The sequence below is a fragment of the Nitratireductor thuwali genome (genome assembly GCF_036621415.1).
In the GTDB taxonomy this organism is placed as follows: Bacteria; Pseudomonadota; Alphaproteobacteria; order Rhizobiales; family Rhizobiaceae; genus Chelativorans; species Chelativorans thuwali.
The window spans coordinates 304662-326435 of record NZ_CP030941.1 but is presented as its reverse complement, the minus strand read 5'-3'; the positions used below and the strand labels follow the sequence as shown (position 1 = coordinate 326435).

Below are 21774 nucleotides of genomic sequence, written 5' to 3'. Positions count from 1 at the left end.
CCGCTATCTCGCGAACTTCTTGGCCCCCGCCACGCACAGCACGACGGCAATCGTCACCACGAGCATGCCCGCGCTCACCTGCTCGCGCAGCAGGCCGGCGGCCAGCGCCAGGCCGAAGAAGGGCTGAAGGAGCTGCAGCTGCCCGACGGCGGCGATGCCGCCCTGCGCCAGCCCGCGATACCAGAACACGAAGCCGATCAGCATGCTGAAGGTGGAGACATAGGCGAACCCCGCCCAGGCGGCGTCGCCGATGCCCCTCAGCGATAGCGGCAGGGTGATGAAGGTCAGCGCCAGCATGATCGGCAGGGACAGGACGAGCGCCCAGGAAATCACCTGCCAGCCGCCGAGCTTGCGCGACAGTTTCGCGCCTTCCGCGTAGCCCAGCCCGCATACGATGATCGCGGCCAGCATCAGGAGGTCTCCGATGGGCGAGACGGAAAGGCCCTGCGTCGCCGCGAAGCTGGCAACGAGTGCGCTGCCAAGGCACGAGAACAGCCAGAAGGCCGGCCGAGGACGCTCGCCGCCGCGCAGCACGCCGAAAATCGCCGTCGCAAGCGGCAGCAGGCCGATGAAGACGATGGAATGAGCCGAGGTGATATGTTCGAGCGCCAGCGCCGTAAGCAGCGGAAAGCCCACCACGACGCCGAGCGCAACGATGGCCAGCGACAGCAGGTCGCCGCGCTCCGGGCGCTTCTCGCGGAACGCTGTCAGGAGCGCGAGACCCAGCAGTCCGGCGATGGTCGCGCGCGCGGCCGTCAGGAAGACGGGATCGAACTCCATCACGGCCACCCGCGTGGCCGGCAGCGACCCGCTGAATATCAATATGCCCAGGAACCCGTTGATCCAGCCGCTCGCCGTCTTGTCCAATTCGTGAATCCCGTGTCGTTTTCGGCCGTTATCGGCTGCGGCGGATGGCGTTGCCAGATACAATCCAGTACAGTTCGTCAAAACTGTTATGGATACTGAAGCATTACAGATGGACGATCGCACCGGCATCGACGGGAACGAGGCAACGCTGGTCGGCGCGGTCATGGCGAGAATCCGCCGGCGCATCGCGGCGCGCAGCCTGACGCCGGGCGCCAAGCTGCCGTCCATCCGGTCCTTTGCCAGAACCATGCAGGTTTCCACATCGACCGTCGTCGAAGCCTATGAAAGACTGGTGGCGGAGGGCGCGATCCGGTCGCGGCCGGGCTCCGGCTTTTATGTTTCCAGCCCGCTGGCGCCGTTGTCGCTGGCCGATGTCGGCCCCAGGCTCGACCGGGAGATCGATCCGCTTTGGGTGTCGCGCCAGTCTCTGGATGCCTGCGATGAAGTGTTGAAACCGGGCTGTGGCTGGCTGCCGGCCTCATGGATGCCGGAGGCAGCCATGCGCCGCGCGCTGCGGGCGCTGGCGCGCGCCGACGATGCGGCGCTGACGGATTACGCCACGCCGCTGGGGCTCGCCCCACTGCGCCGGCTTCTGGCGCGGCGCATGGGCGAGCATGGCATCGAGGCCTCGCCCGACCAGATCGTCCTGACCGAATCGGGCACGCAGGCCATCGACCTTCTCTGCCGGTTCCTGCTCGAGCCCGGAGACACGGTTCTGGTCGACGACCCCTGCTACTTCAATTTCCATGCGCTGCTGCGCGCGCACCGGGCGAACATCGTCGGCGTTCCCTATACGCCGTCGGGGCCGGACATCGACCTGTTCGCGCGGGCGCTGAGCGAACACCGGCCGCGTCTCTACATCACCAATGCGGCGCTGCAAAATCCCACGGGCGCCACCCTTTCCCCCGTCGTCGCCCATCGCCTGCTGAAGCTTGCCGACCAGTCGGGGCTGACAATCGTCGAGGACGACATCTTCGCCGATTTCGAGCATACGCCCGCGCCGCGCCTGGCGGCGTTCGACGGCCTCGACCGGGTCGTCCATATCGGAAGCTTTTCCAAGACGCTTTCCGCCTCGGTGCGCTGCGGCTTCATTGCCGCGCCGCGCGATTGGGTCGAGGGCCTCATCGACCTGAAGATCGCCACGTCTTTCGGCGGCGGGCGGCTTTCGGCGGAGCTGGTGCTGGCGCTGCTCAGTGACGGCAGCTACCGCAAGCACATGGAAGCGCTGCGGCTGCGACTGTCGCGCGCGATGAGCGATGTGATCGGCCGGCTGGCGGCGATCGGGATCGCGCCGTGGATCGAGCCGCAGGCGGGCATGTTCGTCTGGTGCAGGCTGCCCGAGGGCATCGATGCGGCCGAAATCGCCCGCCGCGCCCTGGCGGCCAATGTCGTGCTTGCGCCAGGCAATGCGTTCAGCCTTTCGAGGACGGCCAACAGCTACATGCGCTTCAACGCTGCCCAATCCGGCGATCAACGCATGTTCGAGGTGCTCGAGAAGGCGATGCGGGGTTGAACCCGCACGGTACCGCACCGTCCCTGGAGCGCCGTGCCTCCGAATGAACGCTGCCCAAGGACGCTCCAGCACATTGGATCGACGCGTCATGTTTTCCGGAAATCGATTCCGGTTTTCGGGCCGATGCTGTAGCGCAATCGGTCGCGCTGTCACAATTATTCAATCGATTCATGTTGGTAGGTGGAGGGGCAGGGCTCTTGCGGCGCATTCGTCCGTTTGCCACAAGGACCTTCGAAATCCGTGCGCGGCGCGCACCCGGCCCTTCGGGAGAAGCGGCCCGATCTGGAGAACAGGAATGACCTTCATGCCGAAAAACCCGCAAGCCGGCCTCGACCGCATCCTGACCCTCGAACTGGTGCGCGTGACCGAAAGGGCCGCCGTGGCGGCGGCGCGGCTTCGGGGCCGCGGCGACGAGAAGGCGGCGGACCAGGTCGCCGTCGATGCCATGCGCTCCGAGCTCAACCGGCTGCCCATCAAGGGCACGGTGGTGATCGGCGAGGGTGAGCGCGACGAGGCGCCGATGCTCTATATCGGCGAGGAAGTGGGCGCGGGCGAGGGGCCGGAGGTGGACATCGCGCTCGACCCGCTGGAAGGCACCACGATCTGCGCCAAGAACCTGCCCAATTCGCTGGCGGTCATCGCGATTGCCGAGCGCGGCAGCCTGCTTTACGCGCCGGACGTCTATATGGAGAAGATCGCCGTCGGGCCGGGCTATCCCGAAGGCATCGTCGACCTGGATGCCCCGGCGGTGGAAAACATCGAGAACCTGGCCAAGGCCAAGGGCGTTCCCGTTTCCGAGATCACCGCCTGCATTCTAGACCGGCCGCGCCATGCGCGCCTGATCGAGGAGGTGCGTGCGACGGGAGCCGCCATCCGGCTGATCGGCGACGGCGACGTGGCGGGCGTGATCCACACCACCGACCCGGACGAGACCGGCATCGATATCTATCTCGGCATCGGCGGCGCGCCCGAGGGCGTGCTGGCGGCGGCCGCGCTGCGGTGCATTGGCGGCCAGATGCAGGGCCGCCTGCAGCTCAACACGGAGGAGAAGGTCGCGCGCGCGGCCAAGATGGGCATTTCCGATCCCGCCAAGGTCTACCGCATGGACGAGATGGCCAAGGGCGACGTGCTGTTCGCCGCCACCGGCGTGACCGACGGAAACCTGCTCTCAGGCGTGAAGTTCGGACGCGATTCGATCCAGACCCATACGATCGTCATGCGTTCGTCGTCCGGCACGGTGCGCGAGATCAAGGCGCGGCATCAGGATCTCGACAAGTTCTGACCATCGGGCTTGCGTTGACTGCAAATAACGACCAAACCCGCCTGCATGCATGATGTGACGGGCGACAAGCGGTATTTCCTCGACGTGCGGCAGTCCGCGCGCGGCATCGGCTGGGTGCACCGGCTGGATGCGCGCGGCGAGAACATGGCCCTTGCCATGGCGCAGAGCCACGGCCTGCCGGACATCGTATGCCGCGTTCTGGCCGGGCGCGGCGTCGCGCCCGACGATGCGCAGCGCTTCCTGCTGCCCGCCATTCGCGATCTCCTGCCCGACCCGATGACCCTGACCGACATGGGACCGGCATCGGAACGGATCGCCGCGGCGGCGGCGAGCGGCGAGCGCGTCGCCATCTTCGGCGATTACGACGTTGACGGGGCGGTCTCCTCTGCCATGTTGAAGCGCTTCCTCGCCCATTACGGCGTCGCCAGCGAAATCTATATTCCCGACCGCATTTTCGAAGGCTACGGACCCAATCCGGATGCGATGCGGGAGCTGGCCGGCAGGGCCTCGCTGATCGTCACCGTCGATTGCGGGACGAACAGCGCGGAAGCGATCGCGGCGGGCCGCGCGGCGGGCGCGGACGTGGTGGTTCTCGACCATCACCAGGTGGGCGGCGCGCTGCCGGAGGGCGTGGCGGTGGTCAATCCCAACCGCGAGGACGACCTTTCGGGGCAGGGGCATCTGTGCGCCGCCGGCGTCGTGTTCCTGACGCTGGTGCGCACGAGCCGGCTGCTGCGCGAGAAGATGCCGGCCACCGCGCCTTTCGATCTTCTCGGCATGCTCGATCTCGTTGCGTTGGCAACGGTATGCGATGTCGTGCCGCTGATCGGCGTCAACCGCGCCTTCGTCGTCAAGGGCATGCTGGCGGCGCGCCAGATGAACTCGCCCGGCCTTTCGGCGCTGGCACGGATATCGCGCATCGGCGAGCCGCTCAATCCCTATCATCTCGGCTTCCTGATCGGCCCGCGCATCAATGCCGGCGGGCGCATCGGCAATGCCGCGCTCGGCAGCAATCTTCTTGCCTGCACGGAGGCGGGCGAGGCCGAGGAGATCGCGGCGACGCTCGACCGGCTCAACCGGGAGCGCCAGGAAATGGAGGCCGCCATGCTGGCGGAGGCGCGCGCCGAAGCCGATGCCGAACTCGCCGGCGGTGGGCCGGCCGTGCTGGTGACGGCCTCGCGGGACTGGCATCCGGGGATCGTCGGGCTGATCGCATCGCGGCTCAAGGACCATGCGCGCCGGCCCACCTTCGCCATCGCCTTCAACGGCAGCGGGATCGGCATGGGTTCCGGCCGGTCGATTCCCGGTTTCGACCTTGGCAGATTGGTCCGCGATGCCGTGGGCGAGGGCCTGCTCGTGAAGGGCGGCGGCCATGCCATGGCGGCGGGAATTACCGTCGAGCGGGAAAAGCTGGGGCGGCTGCGTGCCTTTTTCGAGGAAAGGGCGGCAAGCGTGGTCGCCAGCCTGCGGGATGCGGAAAGCCTGAAGATCGATGCGGCGCTATCGGCCGAGGGCGCGAATTTCGACCTGCTCGACCGGCTGGAGGCGGCGGGGCCCTTCGGCGCCGGTCATCCGGCTCCCATGCTGGTGCTGCCGAGGCACCGGCTGGCGGATGCCAGGGTGGTCGGCAACGGCCATGTGCGGGCCGAGCTCCGCTCCCAGTCGGGCGGCAGGCTCCAGGCCATCGCCTTTCGCGCGGCCGAAACCGATCTCGGCAGGTTCCTGTTCGACCATCGCGGCGCTTCCATCCACCTGGCCGGCTCCCTTTCGGCCAATTACTGGAACGGCACCCGCTCAGTCCAATTCCGCATCTCGGACGCGGCGAAGGATTAACCCAGGACCGTCAGAAGCCGGTCGATCTCGGGAAGCTGCGCCTTGGCCGAATCATAGCCGAGCTTGATCGCCTCGTCGGCGCGGTAGAACTCGGTCAGGCCGATATGGCCCAGCTTGGGCTGCAGCGAGATGTCGGGCGGGTCGCCTGCCATGCGCGCGCGCGATATGCGGTCCTGGATGATGTTGAAGGCTTCGACCATGACGCCGGTGATGCCCAGCCGCGCGTTGCGGTGGCGTGGCCCCCTGTCGACCACCAGCGGCGTCCGGGTGCCGTCGACGGGATTCTTCTCCTTATCGGGCAGGTCGGCGGAATGCTTGATCACCGCGGCACGCCCGAAAAGATCATAGTGAAGATTGACGGCGACGACGAGCGCCTGCTCATGGGCGCGGCAAACGGAGACCGGGACCGGGTTGACCAGCGCCCCGTCGATGAGGACGCGGCGGTTGCAGACCACGGGCTCGAAGACGCCGGGCAGCGCGTAGGACGCGCGCATCGCGGTGATGAGCGATCCGCTCGACAGCCATATTTCGTGGCCGGTGCGGATTTCGGCCGCAACGCACACGAACGGCTTCGACAGATCGTCGAAGGTGACGTTCTCGAGATGCTCCTGCATGCGGCTGTCCAGCTTCATGCCTCCGAACAGGCCGCTGCCGCCGAAATTGAGGTCGAGAAGGCCGAAGATGCGCCTGCGGGTGAGGGAGCGGGCGAATTCCTCCAGTTCGTCCAGCTTGCCGGCCAGGTAGCAGCCGCCGACCAGTGCGCCGATGGACGTGCCGGCGATCATGTCGACGGGCACGCCCGCCTCGTCGAGAGCGCGCAGCACGCCGATATGGGCCCAGCCGCGCGCCGCGCCGCCGCCGAGCGCCAGCGCGATGCCGCTCGATCTTTCAGGTTTCGGGGAAAGCAATGGAGCATCCGGCGGAAGCGTGACCTTCTCCCGGTTTTCCGGCTTAGCGCGTAGCGACGCCCAATCGAGCATCCGTGTCTCCTCGTCCGTCCCCCATACTCGTGCAGTATAGTATATGAAGTGTGAACGTGGCAGCGGCTTTGCCAGTTGCATGGGGACCGGCAAAAGCTTTTCCGGAAGCACGGGTCAGGCGCAAATCAGCCCCCGTCGATCAGGCGGAGCTCGCCGCCGCCGGCTTCCACGCGCCGGTAGAAGCAGGAGCGGCGGCCGGTATGGCAGGTGGCATTGTCGCCCGACACCCGCACCTGCAGATGCACCGCGTCCTGGTCGCAGTCGGTTTCCACCGCCACGACATGCTGAAGATTGCCGGAGGTCTCGCCCTTTTTCCAGAGCGTGCGGCGGGAACGGGACCAATAATGCGCAATGCCCGTTTCCAGCGTCTTCGACAGGGCCTCCGCGTTCATATGGGCGACCATGAGCAGGCGCCCGTCCGACGCATCGGTGACGACCGCCGTCAGCAGCCCGCGGTCGTCGAAGCGCGGGGTGAAGGCGACGCCTTCCTCCAGGGTCTTCTTGTCCGTGGGTGCGGGGGAAAAATCGCGGGCGCTCATGCGGTACGGCTGTCCCGCACCAGGGTGATGAAGCGCACCTGCTCGGCCGGTTCGGTCTTGAAGGCGCCGGTGAAGGTGGAGGTGAGCGTCGTCGAGCCCTGCTTGCGGATGCCGCGCATGGCCATGCACATGTGCTCGGCCTCGACCATGACGGCCACGCCGCGCGGCTTCAGCACATCCTGGATCACGTTGGCGATCTGCGCCGTCATGGCTTCCTGGGTCTGCAGGCGGCGGGCGAAGATATCCACCACGCGGGCGATCTTGGACAGGCCGACAACCTTGCCGTCGGGCAGATAGCCGACATGGACCTTGCCGATGATCGGCACCATGTGGTGCTCGCAATGGGAATGGAAGGAGATGTCCTTGACCAGCACGAGATCGTCGTAGCCGGCCACCTCCTCGAAGGTGCGTCCGAGCTCTGCGACCGGATCCTGGTCGTAGCCCGAAAACATCTCGCGGAAGGCCTTGGCCACGCGGGCCGGGGTTTCGATCAGGCCCTCGCGCTCGACATCGTCGCCGGTCCAGCGCAGCAATGTGCGGACGGCGGCCTCCGCCTCCTTCTGGCTCGGGCGCTTGGCTGCCGGCTTCTCTATGGGGGCGGTGGTGGCCGCCTTTTCCTCTTCGGTGCGGGGCGGAAAGCTCTTGATGACTGCGTCCATGGAAGGCGTCTCCCGTAGTCGCTGTCTATGCAGCGACGAGTTAAACGGATCACTGCCTTTTGCGGGTCTTCATGAACTGCGGACAGTCCGTCCCGAAAGCGGCATGCGGTATCCGGCGGACAATGTTGGTGCCTGTTCTTGCCCTCTACCGGATACCATTATTATATAAACGTCGCATGGCGAAATGAAAGATGCGTGCGCGACATGGCTTGCCAAGAATGCGCCGCAGCCGGGAAATTCATGATTGACGACGTCTATAACGCGAAAATTCTTGGCTTTGCGGGCAATATCGGCCGGCTGGGCCGGCTCGATCGGCCGGACGCCACGGCGACCGCGCATTCCAAGCTCTGCGGCTCCACGGTAACGGTCGACCTGAAGATGGACGAGGGCATCGTGACCGATTTCGCGCATGAGGTGCGCGCCTGCGCGCTGGGACAGGCTTCTTCCGCCATCATGGCGGCGAACGTGGTGGGCGCGGATGCCGCCGAGCTCAAGGCCGTGCGCGAATCCATGCGCAGGATGCTGAAGGAAAACGGGCCGGTGCCGGAAGGGCGCTTTTCCGATCTGAAATATCTGGAGCCGGTGCGCGACTACAAGGCGCGCCACGCCTCGACCATGCTGACCTTCGACGCGGTCGTCGACTGCATCGAGCAGATCGAGAAGAACAAGGCCGGGCAGGCGGCTTGACGGTCTTGCCGGAACGAAGATGACAAGACCCTATTCGCGGAACTGGCAGGGCGCGTGGCCGAAGACGCCCGGCAGGCTGGCTGGCGCCGGCCTGGTGCGGCTCTATCAGCTCACCCTTTCAGGCTTCATCGGCAACAGTTGCCGCCACCTGCCCACATGTTCGGAATTCGCCTATGAGGCGATCGCCCGCCATGGCCTGTGGGCCGGGGGCTGGATGGCGCTCTTCCGGGTTGCCCGCTGCGGGCCCGGCGGCACCCATGGGCTGGACCCCGTGCCGGAAACCCTGCCGCCGCGAACGCGCTGGTGGGCGCCGTGGCGGCATTGGTGAACGGTGCCTGTTTGCGGCGGCGTCTTGTCGGCCGCGCCTTCTCTCACCGCAGTCGTTCATCATTCGCATTCGTCGTCCGGCGGGGCCTTTACCCTTTCGCCCGATGAGGCTACATGCCGCGTGCAATTCGTTTCACGCGTCACCACCCGCGCTCGTTGGCGGGACTGGATAAGGAGAACCACCATGGCGGAAGCCGTTTCCCTGATATTTCCCGATGGCAACAAGCGCGACGTCGATGCCGGCATGAGCGGCGCGGAGCTTGCCGCCTCCATTTCGAAGTCGCTCGCCAAGAAGGCGGTGGCCTATACGCTGGACGGCGAGCTGCGCGACCTTTCCGATCCCTTCGGCAGGTCCGGCGCCGTCGAAATCGTCACGCGGGAGGATCCGCGCGCGCTGGAGCTCATCCGCCACGATTGCGCCCATGTGCTGGCCGAGGCCGTGCAGGAATTGTGGCCGGACACGCAAGTCACCATCGGACCGGTGATCGAGAACGGCTTCTATTACGACTTCGCGCGCGAGGAGCCCTTCACGCCCGAGGATTTCCCGGTCATCGAGAAGAAGATGGCGGAGATAATCGCGCGCAACCGGCCTTTCACCAAGGAAGTGTGGCCGCGCGAGAAGGCCAAGAAGGTCTTCGCCGACAAGGGTGAGAGCTACAAGGTCGAGCTCATCGACGCCATTCCGGAAGACCAGGACGTCAAGATCTACTCCCAGGGCGAATGGTTCGACCTTTGCCGGGGTCCGCATATGCCCTCGACCGGGCTGGTGGGGAAGGCGTTCAAGCTGATGAAGGTCGCCGGCGCCTATTGGCGCGGCGATTCCAGCAATCCGATGCTGACGCGCATCTATGGCACGGCCTGGGCCAGCCAGGAGCAGCTCGACGCCTATCTGCACATGCTGGAGGAGGCCGAGAAGCGCGACCATCGCCGGCTGGGCCGCGAGATGGACCTGTTCCACTTCCAGGAGGAAGGGCCGGGCGTCGTGTTCTGGCACTCCAAGGGCTGGCGGCTTTTCCAGAATCTTGTCAGCTATATGCGTCGGCGTCTTGAAGGTGAGTATGAAGAGGTGAATGCGCCGCAGGTGCTCGACTCCTCGCTCTGGCAAACCTCCGGCCACTGGGGCTGGTACAAGGAGAACATGTTCTCCGTGCAGTGCGCCGACGAGGACGCCGAGGACAAGCGCGTCTTCGCGCTGAAGCCGATGAATTGTCCCGGGCATGTGCAGATTTTCAAGCACGGGCTGAAATCCTATCGCGACCTGCCGATCCGGCTGGCCGAGTTCGGCAATGTGCATCGCTACGAGCCCTCGGGCGCGCTGCACGGGCTGATGCGCGTGCGCGGCTTCACGCAGGACGACGCGCACATCTTCTGCACGGAAGACCAGCTGGCGGCGGAGTGCCTGAAGATCAACGATCTGATCCTGTCCACCTATGCCGATTTCGGCTTCGAGGAGATCACGGTGTTCTTCTCCACGCGGCCGGAAAAACGTGTCGGCTCCGACGCGCTGTGGGATCATGCCGAAGAGATCATGGCGGGCGTTCTGGAGCAGATCCAGCGGTCAGACAACCGGATCAGGACGGCGATCAATCCCGGCGACGGCGCCTTCTACGGGCCGAAATTCGACTATGTGCTGCGCGATGCCATCGGCCGCGAATGGCAGTGCGGCACGACGCAGATCGACTTCAACCTGCCGGAGCGCTTCGGCGCCTTCTACATCGACAAGGATTCGGAGAAGAAGCAGCCGGTGATGATCCATCGCGCCATCTGCGGCTCGATGGAGCGCTTTCTGGGAATTCTCATCGAGAACTTTGCCGGGCATTTCCCGCTATGGTTCGCGCCGGTGCAGGTGGTGGTGGCCACCATCACGTCGGAGGCCGACGACTACGCCGCCGGCGTCGCCGAGAGGCTGAAGCGGGCGGGCCTGTCCGCCCAGACCGACCTGCGCAACGAAAAGATCAACTACAAGGTCCGCGAGCATAGCCATGCCAAGGTCCCGGTCATCCTCGTCTGCGGCAAGCGCGAGGCCGAGGAAGGCACGGTCAACATCCGCCGGCTGGGTTCGAGGGATCAGACGTCCATGTCCCTGGAGGACGCCATTTCCAGCCTTTCCAGGGAGGCGACGCCGCCAGATCTTCGGCGCGGCTGAAAGGAAGGAGGAGATTGATGAAGGTAAAGCGGATCGTGGCCAATATCGCGGTGGCGGATGTCGCCGCCGCCCGGCGCTTCTACGGCGAGTTGCTCGGCCTGAACGTGAAGATGGATCACGGCTGGATCGTGACCTACGGCAATGACGAGGCGATGTCGGTGCAGGTCAGCGTCGCCTCCGAAGGCGGCTCGGGCACCGCCGTTCCCGACCTTTCGGTCGAAGTCGACGATCTGGACGAGGCGCTCAGGCGCGTGCGGGAGGCCGGAATCGCCATCGCTTACGGGCCGGCCGAGGAGCCCTGGGGCGTGCGGCGCTTCTTCGTCCGCGACCCGTTCGGCCGGCTGGTGAACATCCTCGTCCACGCCTAGAGCCTTTCAGGTTTTGACGGAAGCATATCCTGCATTGAGGAAGTAGTTGCTGCATTCGCTGGGCTGGATTGAGGAGACGAGGCCGCCGATGTGCCGCCATGTCTCCTCGATGGTTCGCTTTTGGGCCGTGCGCATCCAGTGCTTGATCTTGGCGAAGGCCTGCTCGATCGGATTGAGGTCGGGCGAGTATGGGGGCAGATACCAGAGCCTTGCGCCGGCGGCTTTGATCATCTGCCGGACGGCGGCCGACTTGTGCGAGCCGAGATTGATGGGGTGGACGCCCCCTCACGGCATCGCTGTGCCAAAGTGGTGTCGTTGATCATCACTTGAACGGAGGCGTCCATGTTGGAAGTTAACACAATCGGATTGGACCTGGCGAAGAACGTGTTCCAGGCGCACGGCGCAGATGGGTCGGGAGCTGTGCTGTTCCGGAAGAAGCTTCGCCGCGATCAGGTACTTCGCTTTCTTGTCGATCAGCCGGCCTGCACGGTTGCCATGGAAGCGTGCGCCGGCAGCCATTACTGGGCGCGGGAGATCGCGAAGCTCGGGCACGAAGTCCGGCTGATCGCTCCGGGATACGTCAAGCCATTTGTGAAGCGTCAGAAGAACGATGCGGCTGACGCCGAAGCAATCTGTGAAGCTGCGCAACGGCCGACCATGCGGTTCGTGGCGGTGAAGAGCGAAGAGCAGCAGGCTGCGGCAATGGTGTTCCGCGTCCGCGATCTTGTCGTTCGCCAGCGGACCCAGACGATCAATGCAATACGCGGCCATCTTGCGGAATTTGGACTTGTGGCTGCGCAAGGCCTCTTCCACGTGGCCAAGCTCATCGCGACGATTGAGGATAAGGGTTCCGCCATCCCCGAAGCCGCCCGCCCGATCCTGTCTCTACTCGTTGAGCAGTTGCGGGCGCTGGATACGAGAGTGGCCGAGCTCGACCGAGAGGTCGCTCGGCGCGCCAGAGAGGATGCGGAAGCCAGGCGCTTGATGACCATTCCCGGTATAGGACCGGTCACCGCGACGGCGCTTGCCGCGTTGGCCCCGTCCGCTCAGACCTTCAAGAGAGGCCGGGACTTCGCGGCATGGCTCGGACTAACGCCGCTGCAACGTTCTTCGGGCGGCAAGCAGAAGCTCGGCGAGACGTCTCGAATGGGCGAGCGAACCCTGCGACGGCTGCTGATCATTGGGGCCAGCGCCGCCGTGCGCTGGGCCATGCGGAAGGGATCGACCGGGGATCCGTGGCTTTCGCGGATGCTTGAGCGCAAGCCACCCATGCTGGTCATCGTCGCCTTGGCCAACAAGACGGCGCGCATCGTGTGGGCATTGATGGCCAGAGGCGGAACCTATCGAACGCCGGCCATAGCAGGATAGTCCGCTCTATACCGCTCCTCGAGCGGGCTGCCATGGTGTGAGAAGGTCGAACGGAGAGTATGGCGCAACGGTCAACGAGACGGGATCGGGAAAACCAGATCATGGATACGTGCCTTGAGCACGCGAGATTGAATTGGACCCGCTCCGCGAACTCCCATACGGGCCCGCGGCATGTAGAACGCCGCATCAGAGGCCGGACACATGTCAGCACCTGACCACGCTCCGCGCTCTTCGAAAAGATTCTTCTTGCACCAACGGGGGCGTCCACACATGTCCATGACGACGATGTCGCCCGGTTTGAGCACCGGCACGAGCTGCTGCTCGACATAGGCGCGGAAGCACGGGCCGTTGATCGGTCCGTCGAAGACGCAAGGCGCCGTCAGCCGGTCGTGGCGCAAAGCGCCGAGGAAGGTCAGCGTGCGCCAGTGGCCGTGCGGGGCAAAGCCGCGCAGGCGCTTGCCTCTCGGCCCCCAGCCCCGCAGCGGCGCCATGTTGGTCTTGATCCAGGTCTCGTCGATGAACACCAGCCGTGTCGGATCGAGACCGGACTGCCAAGAACGCCAGCGTTGCCGCCGGCGGGCAATATCGGCACGGGCCTGCTCAAGGGCGAACAGTGTTTTTTTTAAACCGAAGCCCCTCGCGGCGCAGGAAGCGCCACACCGTATCGTGCGACACCTTCACGCCGCGCGCCGCCAGCTCTTCCTTCAGCTTGTGCAGCGACAGATGCGGCGTCTGGCTGATCCGCTCGGCGATGAAGGCACGGTGCGGCTCCAACACGCGCTTGCGGTGCCCGCCCATCTTGCCCGGCGCCACAGACCCGCTCGCACGGTAGCGCTGAGACCACTTCACCGCCGACGAGACGGCAACGCCGAAACGAGCCGCCACCGACCGGCAGCTCTCGCCGGCCTCGACCGCCCTGACAACACGTTCACGCAAATCATTCGAAAGAGGTCGCGTCATCCGATGCTGGCCTCCACTCCAGCCAGCATCTTGAATCACAAAACGTCCGAAATCGGAATCCCCTCCGATTCAGATACAACCTGAACCGCTCTAACAGCAATTCCAGGAAAAGTGGAAGCCGGTTTTCCGTGGGCCTTATTCCACGAAGTCCTGCGGCGCCTCGACGAGATCGTCGGGAAGGAGCTCCACATCGCGATTGCGGCCAGGGGCGACGATGAAGTCGCGCTGGTAGATGCGGTCGCGGTTCTTGGCGACGACCGTGTACTGGCCTTCCGCCAGCACCATGGAGGCGTAGGCGCCGACCGTTTCCCGGACGATCTCGCCGGTTTCGGTGAAGATCGACCAGGCGGTGTCGGCGATGGCTTCGCCGCCGGGCTCGCGCACCAGCTTCATGGTGAGCTGGGCGGCGCGGTGCTCGACGGTGGCTTCGGTGAGTTCGCCGGCTTCCACCCGGATATCGGAGCGGATGACGGCGTTGACCGAGCCATAGGTCGAGACGACGTGATAGGTTCCGGCATTGAGCCGCACCACGGAGCCCGCCCGCACGTCCGGCACGATGAGCGGACGTTCGCCGGTTGCGTCCGGGTGTTCCTCGTAGATCGAGAATCGCAGGCGCTTCGGCGGTATGCGAATGCCGCCGGACAGGACCGCGTCCAGCTTGAGCCCCCCGGCGTCGAGCACCAGGCTTTCCTGCTTGGTGTCCCGGCCGACAGTGATTCGTTTGGTCGCGCCGGCCCGGCCATAGGCGGCATGGACGAGATAGCTGCCGGGCGAAAGGGCGAAGACGCTCGTGCCGCCCTCCGAACTGGCGACCAGGGGCAGCGTGCCGTCGGGGCCGGGCTCCGGCGTGAAGACGCGCCAGACAAGGCCGCGGGGAATCTCGTCCGATTCCTCCGTGAGCCTGGCCGAAAGCGTCACCTTTCCGGCGTCTCCGAGGGCCAGCGGACCGCTTTGCTGCGGGGCAGCATATTCGCTCAATCCCGGCACCTTCACGTCCAGCGGCTCGCTGTTGCCCTGCTGGGCGTTGACGGATGGGATGCACATCGCCACAAACAGCGGCGCCAGGACAGCGGCAATCGGAAGAAGCTTCACCCTCATGGCTTGCTTTGAAGCCCAGAGCGGTGGCAATTTCAAGGCCTCATCGTCCATCGTCATCGCATAAGAACCAGCCAGCCCCCGCGCCAGCCGTTCCCCCCGACAGGAGCTTGTTTTGAACCAGAACGTGATCGACTTTCTGCTTGCCCGCCGTTCGGCGCCCATTCCCGAGCTGGAGGGGCCCGAACCCACCCGTGAGGAAATCGAGACGATGCTGCGGGCGGCGACGCGGGTGCCCGACCACGGCATGCTGGCGCCGTGGCGCTTCATCCTTTACCGCGGCGATGCGCGGCGGAGCGTCGGCGAAAAGCTGGCCGCCCTTGCCGAGGAGCGCGAGGGACCGTTGTCCGAGGCGCGCCGGGAGCAGGAGCTGACGCGGTTTTCGCGGGCGCCATTGGTGGTCGGCGTGGTGTCCGTCCCCAGGGAAAGCGCCAAGATCCCCCAATGGGAGATGTTCCTGTCCGGCGGAATGGCGGCGATGAACCTCATCCTGGCAGCCGACGCGCTGGGCTTCGGCTCGAACCTGATCACGAACTGGTACTCCGACGTCGAGGAGGGCCGGCGCATCCTTGGGCTCGCGCCGGACGAGAAGGTGATCGGCTTCGTTCATATCGGCCGGCACAAGGGCGGCACGCCCGACAGGCCCCGGCCGGACGTCTTGGCGCTGACGAGCGACTATGCCGGGCCTTATGATGCCGGGGAGGGGTGATCATGTTCTACGATCCGCGCGAAGGGCACGGCCTGCCGCACGATCCGTTCAAGGCCATCGTGGCGCCCCGGCCGATCGGGTGGATATCGACGCGCCGCGAGGACGGTGCGGTCAATCTGGCGCCCTATTCGTTCTTCAACGCGATTTCGAGCGATCCCCATCTGGTGTGGTTCTCATCGGAAGGCGCGAAGGACAGCGCGACCATCGCCAGGCAAAGCGGCGAGTTCTGCGCCAATCTCGTCGGGCGGGCACTGGCGGAAAGGATGAACGAAACCGCCATCGACGCGCCGCGCGGCGTGAACGAGTTCGAACTGGCCGGGCTGACCGAGGCGCCGTGCAGGCAGGTGTCCTGTCCGCGGGTGGCCGAGGCGGCGGCGGTGCTGGAATGCAAGGTGGTGCAGGTGCTGGAGCCCGACGATCTTGAAGGAAACCCGGCCGGCGTCATCGTCGTGATGGGGCAGGTGGTCGGCGTCCATATAGACGACGCGATGCTGAAGGACGGGCTGTTCGACATCACCCGCGCGCAGACGCTGTCGCGGCTCGGCTATATGGACTATGCGGCGGTGACGGAGACGTTCGCCATGCGCCGGCCCCGCTGGGGTGATGCCTAGGAAACGGGGTGAAACAAAGGTCTGCTGCTTTGAAGCGGCTTTGGCGGTGCTCCATTTTGCTTAGCGACAATGGCAAGGCCGGCCGGCGCTCTTGCGCCGCAGGCCAAGGGTGCGGATGGTGAGGTGGAATAGCGAAAGGTCCAGTGGACGTTTCGCCCGCCGAACGCCCGGCGTTTGAGGGACAAAAAACCGGCGCGTCAAATCATGCCGGCGAGGCGGGCGCGGGCCAGGATGCGCTCGGCCCGGCGGACATGAGGCCGGTCGATCATCTGGCCGTCGATGGCGATCACGCCCGTTTCGTCGGAGCCGGCAAAGGCCGCAACGATCCGCTGTGACTGGGCGACGGCCTCCGGTGCGGGGGTGAAGGTCTCGTTGATGATCGGGACCTGGGCCGGATGGATCGCCATGCGGCCGGTGAAGCCGTCGCGCTCGGCTTCCAGACAGTCGGCGCGGAAGGCTTCCTCGTTGCGGAAATCGGGAAAGACGGTGTCGATCGCCGCGACGCCGGCCGCGTTGGCGGCCAGAAGGGTCAGGGACCGGGCCAGCCGGAAAACCTCCGTATAGCGGCTGTCGGCGCCGCGCGTGAGCCGTGCGCCGAGATCGGCGGAAAGGTCCTCGGCGCCCCAGGTAAGGCCGGAAAGGCGGGAAGTCGCGCCGCGATAGGTGGCGGCGGCAAGCACCGCCCGCGCCGTCTCGGTGATGATGGGCAGGATCGCCGTCGCGCCGTCCCTTATGTCGTTTTCGGCCTCGCTCACCCGCAGCTTCACCGCCAGGCGCGCGACATCCTCGCCGCTTTCGGACTTCGGCAGCATGATGCCGGCCGGCCGGCCCGGCATTATGGCGGCAAGATCGGCCTCGGCCAGCCCCGTGTCCAGCGCGTTGATGCGGACATAAAGGCCGGGGCCGCCGGCCGGGTTCCGCGCGCGAAGGAAATCACGCGTCAGCCGCCGGGCCTCCTCCTTGCGCGAGGGGGCGACTGAATCCTCCAGATCCAGAATCAGGACGTCGGCGCCGGAGGCGAGCGCCTTTTCCATCTTCCTTTCCGAATCGCCGGGGACGAAAAGCAGCGAGCGCATGAGGGGCCTCAGACAGTCTTTCAGAGGGGGCGTTTCAGGATCATCGCCTGGCGCAGGCAGCGCGCCACCAGCACGCCGTCCTGGTTGAACGCGCGGTGCTCCATCTCCACGATGCCGCGATCGGGCTTCGACTTCGACGCGCGCACGCCCTTCACCTCGGTTTCCACGCGGATCGTGTCGCCGTGGAAGACCGGGTGGGGGAACTGGGTTTCGGTCATACCGAGATTGCCGATCGTCGTGCCCAGCGTCGTGTCGTGAACGGATATGCCGATCATCAGGCCCAGCGTGAAGAGCGAGTTGACCAGCGGCTTGCCCCATTCGGACTTGGCGGCGAAATCGAAGTCGATGTGCAGAGGCTGCGGGTTCAGCGTCATGACCGAGAACAGCATATTGTCGCTCTCGGTGACCGATTTGGTGAGCTGATGGCGGATGACCGTCCCAGGCTCGAAGTCTTCGAGATACAAACCCGCCATCCGTTCCTCCTCGTTAAGCCTGGAGGAATTGATAGGCGGGCGCGGGGTCGCCCGCAAGCTGCGGATGGAAGGGTATTATGGTAAACGTTTCGTATAGGAATTGTTGCTAGCCTTCTGGAACAGGCGGGGGTCAGTGCACAGTGATCGTAGTTCAACACTTCCTGAAGTGGGTCGAGACCGCGAAAGTGGCGGAACGGGCAGCGGCGGCATCGGCGCTTGCGCGCGCCTATATCCAGAAGGACATGTCCTTCGACGACAGGCTTGCCACGGAAGCGGCGCTGACGCTGCTCCTGGACGATGCGTCGGCGAAGGTCCGGGCGGCGCTGTCCGAAACGCTCTCCCTCAGCCACCGCGCGCCGCCGCAGGTCATCGCCGCGCTGGCGGCCGACCAGCCGGACGTCGCCGCCCCGATCATCGCGCGCTCGCCGCTGATGAGCGACAGCGATCTGGTGGACCGGGTCGCGATGGGCAACTCGGCCATACAATGCCTCGTGGCGTCGCGGCCGCAGGTCTCGTTCGCCGTTGCTGCGGCCATCGCCGAGGTGGGCTCGCTCGCCGCCTGCATTCGTCTGGCCGGAAATCCCGGCGCCCGGATCGCGGCTTTGTCGTTTCGGCGCATGCTGGAACGGCACGGACGGGAGGCCGGGCTGCGCGCCGCGCTCATGCCCGACGGGCGGCTCCCGGCGGACTGCCGGCACATGCTTTTGACGCAGGTCGGCGAAGCCTTGTCGGCCGCGCCCCTGGTGCGTGCGCTGATGGGGGGCGAGCGCGCCGAAAAGATCGCGCGGGATGCCTGCATCAAGGCCTCCATCGCGCTGATCGACAGCATCGGTCAGGACGAATTGCCGGCGCTGGTGGAACATCTGCGGCTGCGCGGCGACCTTACCCCCGGCTTCCTCGTCCGCGTTGTGGCGCAGGGCAAGATCGATTTCTTCGCCGCCGCGCTTGGCGTCCTGTCGGGGCAGGGCGAAGAGCGGATAACGGCGCTCCTGGCGGGCGGGCGCGACGGTGCGCTTGCCGCGCTGTTCACCAAGGCCGGGCTGAAGCGCAACTATCATCCGCCGCTGCTTCAGGCGCTGCTTGTGTGGCGCGAGGTGGCCAATGGCAAGCGCATCGCCGGCGCGCAGGAAGTTTCCTGGCTGATGCTGAAGGTGCTGGGCGCCACGGAAGGCGGAGCGGGACCCAGCGAGCAGGATGCGCCGCTGGCCGCACTGCTCAAGAAAATCCACCTCGACGCGCTGCGCCAGAACGCACGGCAGCAGGCGTTGGCGCTGGCGGCTGCTTAGAGCGCCGTGCGTCCATTCGGACGCACAAAGGACGCTCTAACACTTTGAATCTACGCATCGTGCTTTCCGAAAATCGATTCCGATTTTCAGGCCGATGCTGTAGGTTTTACAACTACGATCTATTGGCGCGGGCGCGACTGCTTCGCGCCACCTCAGATGTCCAATTCATCCACGAATTCAGCCCGTTCCTGAATGAACTTGAAGCGGGCTTCCGGCTTGGTGCCCATCAGCGCGTCGACGGCGGAGCGGGTGTCGTCCTCGCTCTCGACGACATCGACGCGCAGGAGCAGGCGCTTGTCCGGGTCCATGGTCGTTTCCTTGAGCTGCTTGGGCAGCATTTCGCCGAGGCCCTTGAAGCGGCCGATATCGACCTTGCCGCGTCCGGTGAACTCCGTCGCCAGCAATTCGTCCTTGTGGGCGTCGTCGCGCGCATACATGGTCTTGCCGCCCTGGGTGAGGCGGTAGAGCGGCGGCACGGCAAGGTACAAATGCCCGCCGGCGATGAGCTGCGGCATCTCCTGATAGAAGAAGGTGATGAGCAGCGAGGCGATATGGGCGCCGTCGACGTCGGCATCGGTCATGATGATGATGCGGTCGTAGCGCAGATCGTCCTCGCGGTATTTGGACCGCGTGCCGCAGCCCAGCGCCTGGACGAGATCGGAAATCTGCTGGTTGGCGGCGAGTTTGCCCGTGCCGGCGCTTGCCACGTTGAGGATCTTGCCGCGCAGCGGCAGCACGGCCTGGCTGGCGCGGTTGCGCGCCTGCTTGGCGGAGCCACCGGCCGAATCGCCCTCGACGATGAAGATCTCGGCGCCGGCGGCGGCGCCCATGGTGCAGTCGGCCAGCTTGCCGGGCAGGCGCAGCTTGCGCACCGCGCTCTTGCGGGTCACCTCGCGCTCCTGCCGGCGGCGCAGGCGCTCGTCGGCGCGCGCCACGACCCATTCGAGCAGTTTCGAGGCTTCCTGCGGATTGTCGGCCAGCCAGTGGTCGAAGGGGTCGCGGATGGCGTTCTCGACGATGCGCATGGCGGCGGCGGTGGCGAGCTTGTCCTTGGTCTGGCCCACGAATTCGGGCTCGCGCACGAACACGGACAGCATGCCGGCGGCGGAGATCATCACGTCCTCGGAGGTGATGATGGCGGCCCGCTTGTTGCTGGTGAGGTCGGCATAGGCGCGCAAGCCCTTGAGCAGCGCGTTGCGGAAACCCTGCTCATGGGTGCCGCCTTCGGGCGTGGGCACCGTGTTGCAATAGGAGTTGAGCATGGCGTCGCCGCCATACCAGGTGACGGCCCATTCCACCGCGCCGTGGCCGCCGCGCTTTTCGCTGCGTCCGGCGAACACTTCCTTGGTGACCTGGAACTCCCCGTCGAGCGATGCGGCCAGGAAGTCCTTCAGTCCGCCGGGAAAATGGAAGACGGCCTTTTCCGGCGTCTGGTCCTTTTCCCCGATCAGGGCCGGGTCGCAGGACCAGCGGATCTCGACGCCGCCGAAGAGATAGGCCTTGGAGCGGGCCATGCGGCAGAGCCGGGCCGGATCGAACCTGGCGCCCTTGCCGAAAATCTGCTCGTCGGGCTTGAAACGCACCTTCGTACCCCGGCGGTTATGGACGTCGCCGAGGCTTTCCAGCCGGCTCTGGGGCAGGCCGCGCGAGAAGACCTGCCGGTAGAGCTGCTTGTTGCGGGCAACCTCGACCTCGAGCATTTCGGAAAGCGCGTTGACCACCGAAACGCCGACGCCGTGCAGCCCGCCCGACGTCTCATAGACCTTGGAGTCGAACTTTCCGCCCGAGTGCAGCGTGGTCATGATGACCTCGAGGGCGGATTTGTCCTTGAATTTGGGATGCGGGTCGACGGGAATGCCGCGGCCGTTGTCGTTGACGGTGAGGAAGCCGTCCGCGCCGAGCTCGACCTCGATGAAGGAGGCATGGCCGGCCACCGCTTCGTCCATCGCGTTGTCGATGACCTCGGCGAAAAGGTGATGCAGCGCCTTGTCGTCGGTGCCGCCGATATACATGCCCGGCCGGCGGCGCACCGGCTCCAGCCCTTCGAGAACCTCGATATCGGCCGCGCTGTAGCCTTCGCCGCTGTCCTTCGGCAGTGCGGAAGGCTTCGGCGCCGGGCGGGCCGGCGCGCCGCGCTGCGCGGGCTCGGTGGCTGCTGCGGGCTCGGGCTGGCGCGCGCGCTCAGGGTTCGTTGTCAGGCCGGCAAAGAGGTCGTTGTTGTCGTCCATGTCGCTTTCTGGTTCCATCGCCGCGAATCACCAGTGCACTTTGCCATGGTTTCCAAGGCAAAGCGAAGGCTGTTCCGGTTGTGTTCAGCGTCCGTGCAAAGCCGCGATCGTGGCGGATTCAAGCTGCGTCGGCGGGAATGTCGAATTCCACGCGGATCGTGTCATAGGGGAAGACGCCGCCGCCTTCAACGCGAAGGAGCGGTCAGCCAATCGAAAAGTGGCTTCAGCCGGCAGAAGGCGTCGTTTTGCGCGAACCGGTCGCGGTCGTTGTTGGCGCTCAGATCTGTCAGGAAATCCAGCGTTCGCGTTGGGAATTGCGAGAACTCATCCGCTTTCATGATGCCGCCCATCCCGCTTCATTTCGGCGGCAGGCCGCCGACGAAACCGAGCGCCAGCGAAATCCACCCTTTCATCGCCGCGTCGTCGCAGGCCTCCGCCTCGACGAAAACGAAGCCGTTCATGCGCCGCCCGCCCATCTCCATGGGCCGCGCGCCCGGGCGGGCGAGGGCGTCGGCCTGATTGTCCTTGCCGACGCGGAACATGAACCGGCCTGCGCCCGTCTTCGGGCGGTCTGCCCCGCACAGCATATTGCCGTCGAGCAGGAAGCAGACGCCGCCCATCATGCGCTTTTCCGAGATTCCCGCCAGACCCTCCAGCGCGTCGCGCATGCGTGCGGCAAGCAATTCGTCATGGGCCATGGACAACCTCCTGAAAGCTCACGGATAGAGCGTCTCACGGCCGGCCGGGGTTTGCATAGGGCGCGGCCG

21 protein-coding genes and 2 pseudogenes are annotated in these 21774 nt (G+C 65.6%); 11 read left to right on the top strand and 12 right to left on the bottom strand.

Going from position 1 to position 21774, the window contains the following annotated elements; translation table 11 throughout:
• Positions 1–3: 3 nt before the first annotated feature.
• The gene (locus NTH_RS01560) at positions 4–867 is read right to left on the bottom strand and encodes a DMT family transporter (protein ID WP_338528348.1); all 864 of its coding nucleotides are present in this window, start codon (positions 865–867) and stop codon (positions 4–6) included.
• Positions 868–976: 109 nt separating this feature from the next.
• Here NTH_RS01560 and NTH_RS01555 point away from each other — a divergent pair, with 109 nt between their 5' ends.
• The 3 genes from NTH_RS01555 (at position 977) to recJ (ending at position 5495) form a co-directional block, all read left to right on the top strand.
• Positions 977–2380, top strand: coding sequence for a PLP-dependent aminotransferase family protein (locus NTH_RS01555; protein ID WP_338528347.1), 1404 nt, complete (start codon positions 977–979; stop codon positions 2378–2380).
• A gap of 304 nt (positions 2381–2684) precedes the next feature.
• Positions 2685–3662 carry a class II fructose-bisphosphatase gene (gene glpX / locus NTH_RS01550; RefSeq protein WP_338531773.1) on the top strand — a complete coding sequence of 326 codons (978 nt, stop codon included), beginning with the start codon at positions 2685–2687 and terminating at the stop codon, positions 3660–3662.
• Between the two features lie 45 nt (positions 3663–3707).
• Positions 3708–5495 carry a single-stranded-DNA-specific exonuclease RecJ gene (gene recJ / locus NTH_RS01545; protein WP_422392335.1) on the top strand — a complete coding sequence of 596 codons (1788 nt, stop codon included), beginning with the start codon at positions 3708–3710 and terminating at the stop codon, positions 5493–5495.
• Here recJ and NTH_RS01540 read toward each other — a convergent pair.
• The 3 genes from NTH_RS01540 to folE all read right to left on the bottom strand — a co-directional run bounded on the left by NTH_RS01540 (position 5492) and on the right by folE (position 7673).
• On the bottom strand, positions 5492–6475 hold the full coding sequence (locus tag NTH_RS01540; RefSeq protein WP_338528346.1) for a patatin family protein: 984 nt from the start codon (positions 6473–6475) through the stop codon (positions 5492–5494). The two genes, recJ and NTH_RS01540, sit on opposite strands and share 4 nt — an antisense overlap.
• A 125-nt stretch (positions 6476–6600) precedes the next feature.
• Positions 6601–7014 carry a phosphoribosyl-AMP cyclohydrolase gene (gene hisI, locus NTH_RS01535; protein ID WP_338528345.1) on the bottom strand — a complete coding sequence of 138 codons (414 nt, stop codon included), beginning with the start codon at positions 7012–7014 and terminating at the stop codon, positions 6601–6603.
• The gene (gene folE / locus NTH_RS01530) at positions 7011–7673 is read right to left on the bottom strand and encodes a GTP cyclohydrolase I FolE (protein ID WP_338528344.1); all 663 of its coding nucleotides are present in this window, start codon (positions 7671–7673) and stop codon (positions 7011–7013) included. The genes hisI and folE overlap by 4 nt, the downstream gene beginning before the upstream one ends.
• Positions 7674–7913: 240 nt before the next feature.
• Here folE and NTH_RS01525 point away from each other — a divergent pair, with 240 nt between their 5' ends.
• The 4 genes from NTH_RS01525 to NTH_RS01510 all read left to right on the top strand — a co-directional run bounded on the left by NTH_RS01525 (position 7914) and on the right by NTH_RS01510 (position 11201).
• A complete protein-coding gene (locus tag NTH_RS01525) occupies positions 7914–8360 on the top strand; it encodes an iron-sulfur cluster assembly scaffold protein (protein WP_338528343.1) in 447 nt (148 codons plus the stop codon).
• A gap of 19 nt (positions 8361–8379) precedes the next feature.
• On the top strand, positions 8380–8688 hold the full coding sequence (gene yidD, locus NTH_RS01520) for a membrane protein insertion efficiency factor YidD (RefSeq protein ID WP_338528342.1): 309 nt from the start codon (positions 8380–8382) through the stop codon (positions 8686–8688).
• Between the two features lie 183 nt (positions 8689–8871).
• Entirely contained in the window at positions 8872–10833 is a 1962-nt protein-coding gene (thrS, locus tag NTH_RS01515; RefSeq protein ID WP_338528341.1) for a threonine--tRNA ligase, read from the top strand.
• Positions 10834–10850: 17 nt separating this feature from the next.
• Positions 10851–11201 carry a VOC family protein gene (locus NTH_RS01510; protein WP_338528340.1) on the top strand — a complete coding sequence of 117 codons (351 nt, stop codon included), beginning with the start codon at positions 10851–10853 and terminating at the stop codon, positions 11199–11201.
• A 6-nt stretch (positions 11202–11207) separates the two neighbouring features.
• Here NTH_RS01510 and NTH_RS01505 read toward each other — a convergent pair.
• A pseudogene (locus NTH_RS01505) lies at positions 11208–11468 on the bottom strand (transposase); the annotation flags it as partial.
• Positions 11469–11543: 75 nt separating this feature from the next.
• Here NTH_RS01505 and NTH_RS01500 point away from each other — a divergent pair.
• Entirely contained in the window at positions 11544–12569 is a 1026-nt protein-coding gene (locus tag NTH_RS01500; protein WP_338528339.1) for an IS110 family transposase, read from the top strand.
• Positions 12570–12832: 263 nt separating this feature from the next.
• Here the strand turns inward: NTH_RS01500 and NTH_RS01495 are convergent.
• Positions 12833–13529, bottom strand: a pseudogene (locus NTH_RS01495) (IS630 family transposase); the annotation flags it as partial.
• Between the two features lie 135 nt (positions 13530–13664).
• Positions 13665–14627 carry a hypothetical protein gene (locus NTH_RS01490; protein ID WP_338528338.1) on the bottom strand — a complete coding sequence of 321 codons (963 nt, stop codon included), beginning with the start codon at positions 14625–14627 and terminating at the stop codon, positions 13665–13667.
• A gap of 112 nt (positions 14628–14739) precedes the next feature.
• Here NTH_RS01490 and NTH_RS01485 point away from each other — a divergent pair, with 112 nt between their 5' ends.
• Entirely contained in the window at positions 14740–15333 is a 594-nt protein-coding gene (locus NTH_RS01485; RefSeq protein WP_338528337.1) for a nitroreductase family protein, read from the top strand.
• 2 nt (positions 15334–15335) lie between these two features.
• Complete coding sequence (locus tag NTH_RS01480; protein ID WP_338528336.1) at positions 15336–15944, top strand: flavin reductase family protein; 609 nt, start codon at positions 15336–15338, stop codon at positions 15942–15944.
• A gap of 197 nt (positions 15945–16141) precedes the next feature.
• Here the strand turns inward: NTH_RS01480 and NTH_RS01475 are convergent, their stop codons facing one another.
• The gene (locus NTH_RS01475) at positions 16142–17020 is read right to left on the bottom strand and encodes an HpcH/HpaI aldolase/citrate lyase family protein (protein WP_338528335.1); all 879 of its coding nucleotides are present in this window, start codon (positions 17018–17020) and stop codon (positions 16142–16144) included.
• A 20-nt stretch (positions 17021–17040) separates the two neighbouring features.
• Positions 17041–17493: a MaoC family dehydratase gene (locus NTH_RS01470; protein WP_338528334.1), complete on the bottom strand. Its 453-nt coding sequence runs from the start codon at positions 17491–17493 to the stop codon at positions 17041–17043.
• A gap of 140 nt (positions 17494–17633) precedes the next feature.
• Between NTH_RS01470 and NTH_RS01465 the strand changes: the two genes are divergently transcribed.
• Entirely contained in the window at positions 17634–18779 is a 1146-nt protein-coding gene (locus tag NTH_RS01465) for a DUF2336 domain-containing protein (RefSeq protein WP_338528333.1), read from the top strand.
• Positions 18780–18931: 152 nt separating this feature from the next.
• Here NTH_RS01465 and parE read toward each other — a convergent pair whose 3' ends face one another.
• From parE to NTH_RS01450, 3 genes are all read right to left on the bottom strand, one after another.
• Positions 18932–21007 carry a DNA topoisomerase IV subunit B gene (parE, locus tag NTH_RS01460; RefSeq protein ID WP_338531771.1) on the bottom strand — a complete coding sequence of 692 codons (2076 nt, stop codon included), beginning with the start codon at positions 21005–21007 and terminating at the stop codon, positions 18932–18934.
• A 185-nt stretch (positions 21008–21192) separates the two neighbouring features.
• Positions 21193–21357, bottom strand: coding sequence for a hypothetical protein (locus NTH_RS01455; RefSeq protein ID WP_338528332.1), 165 nt, complete (start codon positions 21355–21357; stop codon positions 21193–21195).
• Positions 21358–21363: 6 nt separating this feature from the next.
• Positions 21364–21705, bottom strand: a complete 342-nt coding sequence (locus NTH_RS01450; RefSeq protein ID WP_338528331.1) for a TfoX/Sxy family protein — start codon at positions 21703–21705, stop codon at positions 21364–21366.
• Positions 21706–21774 lie beyond the last annotated feature (69 nt).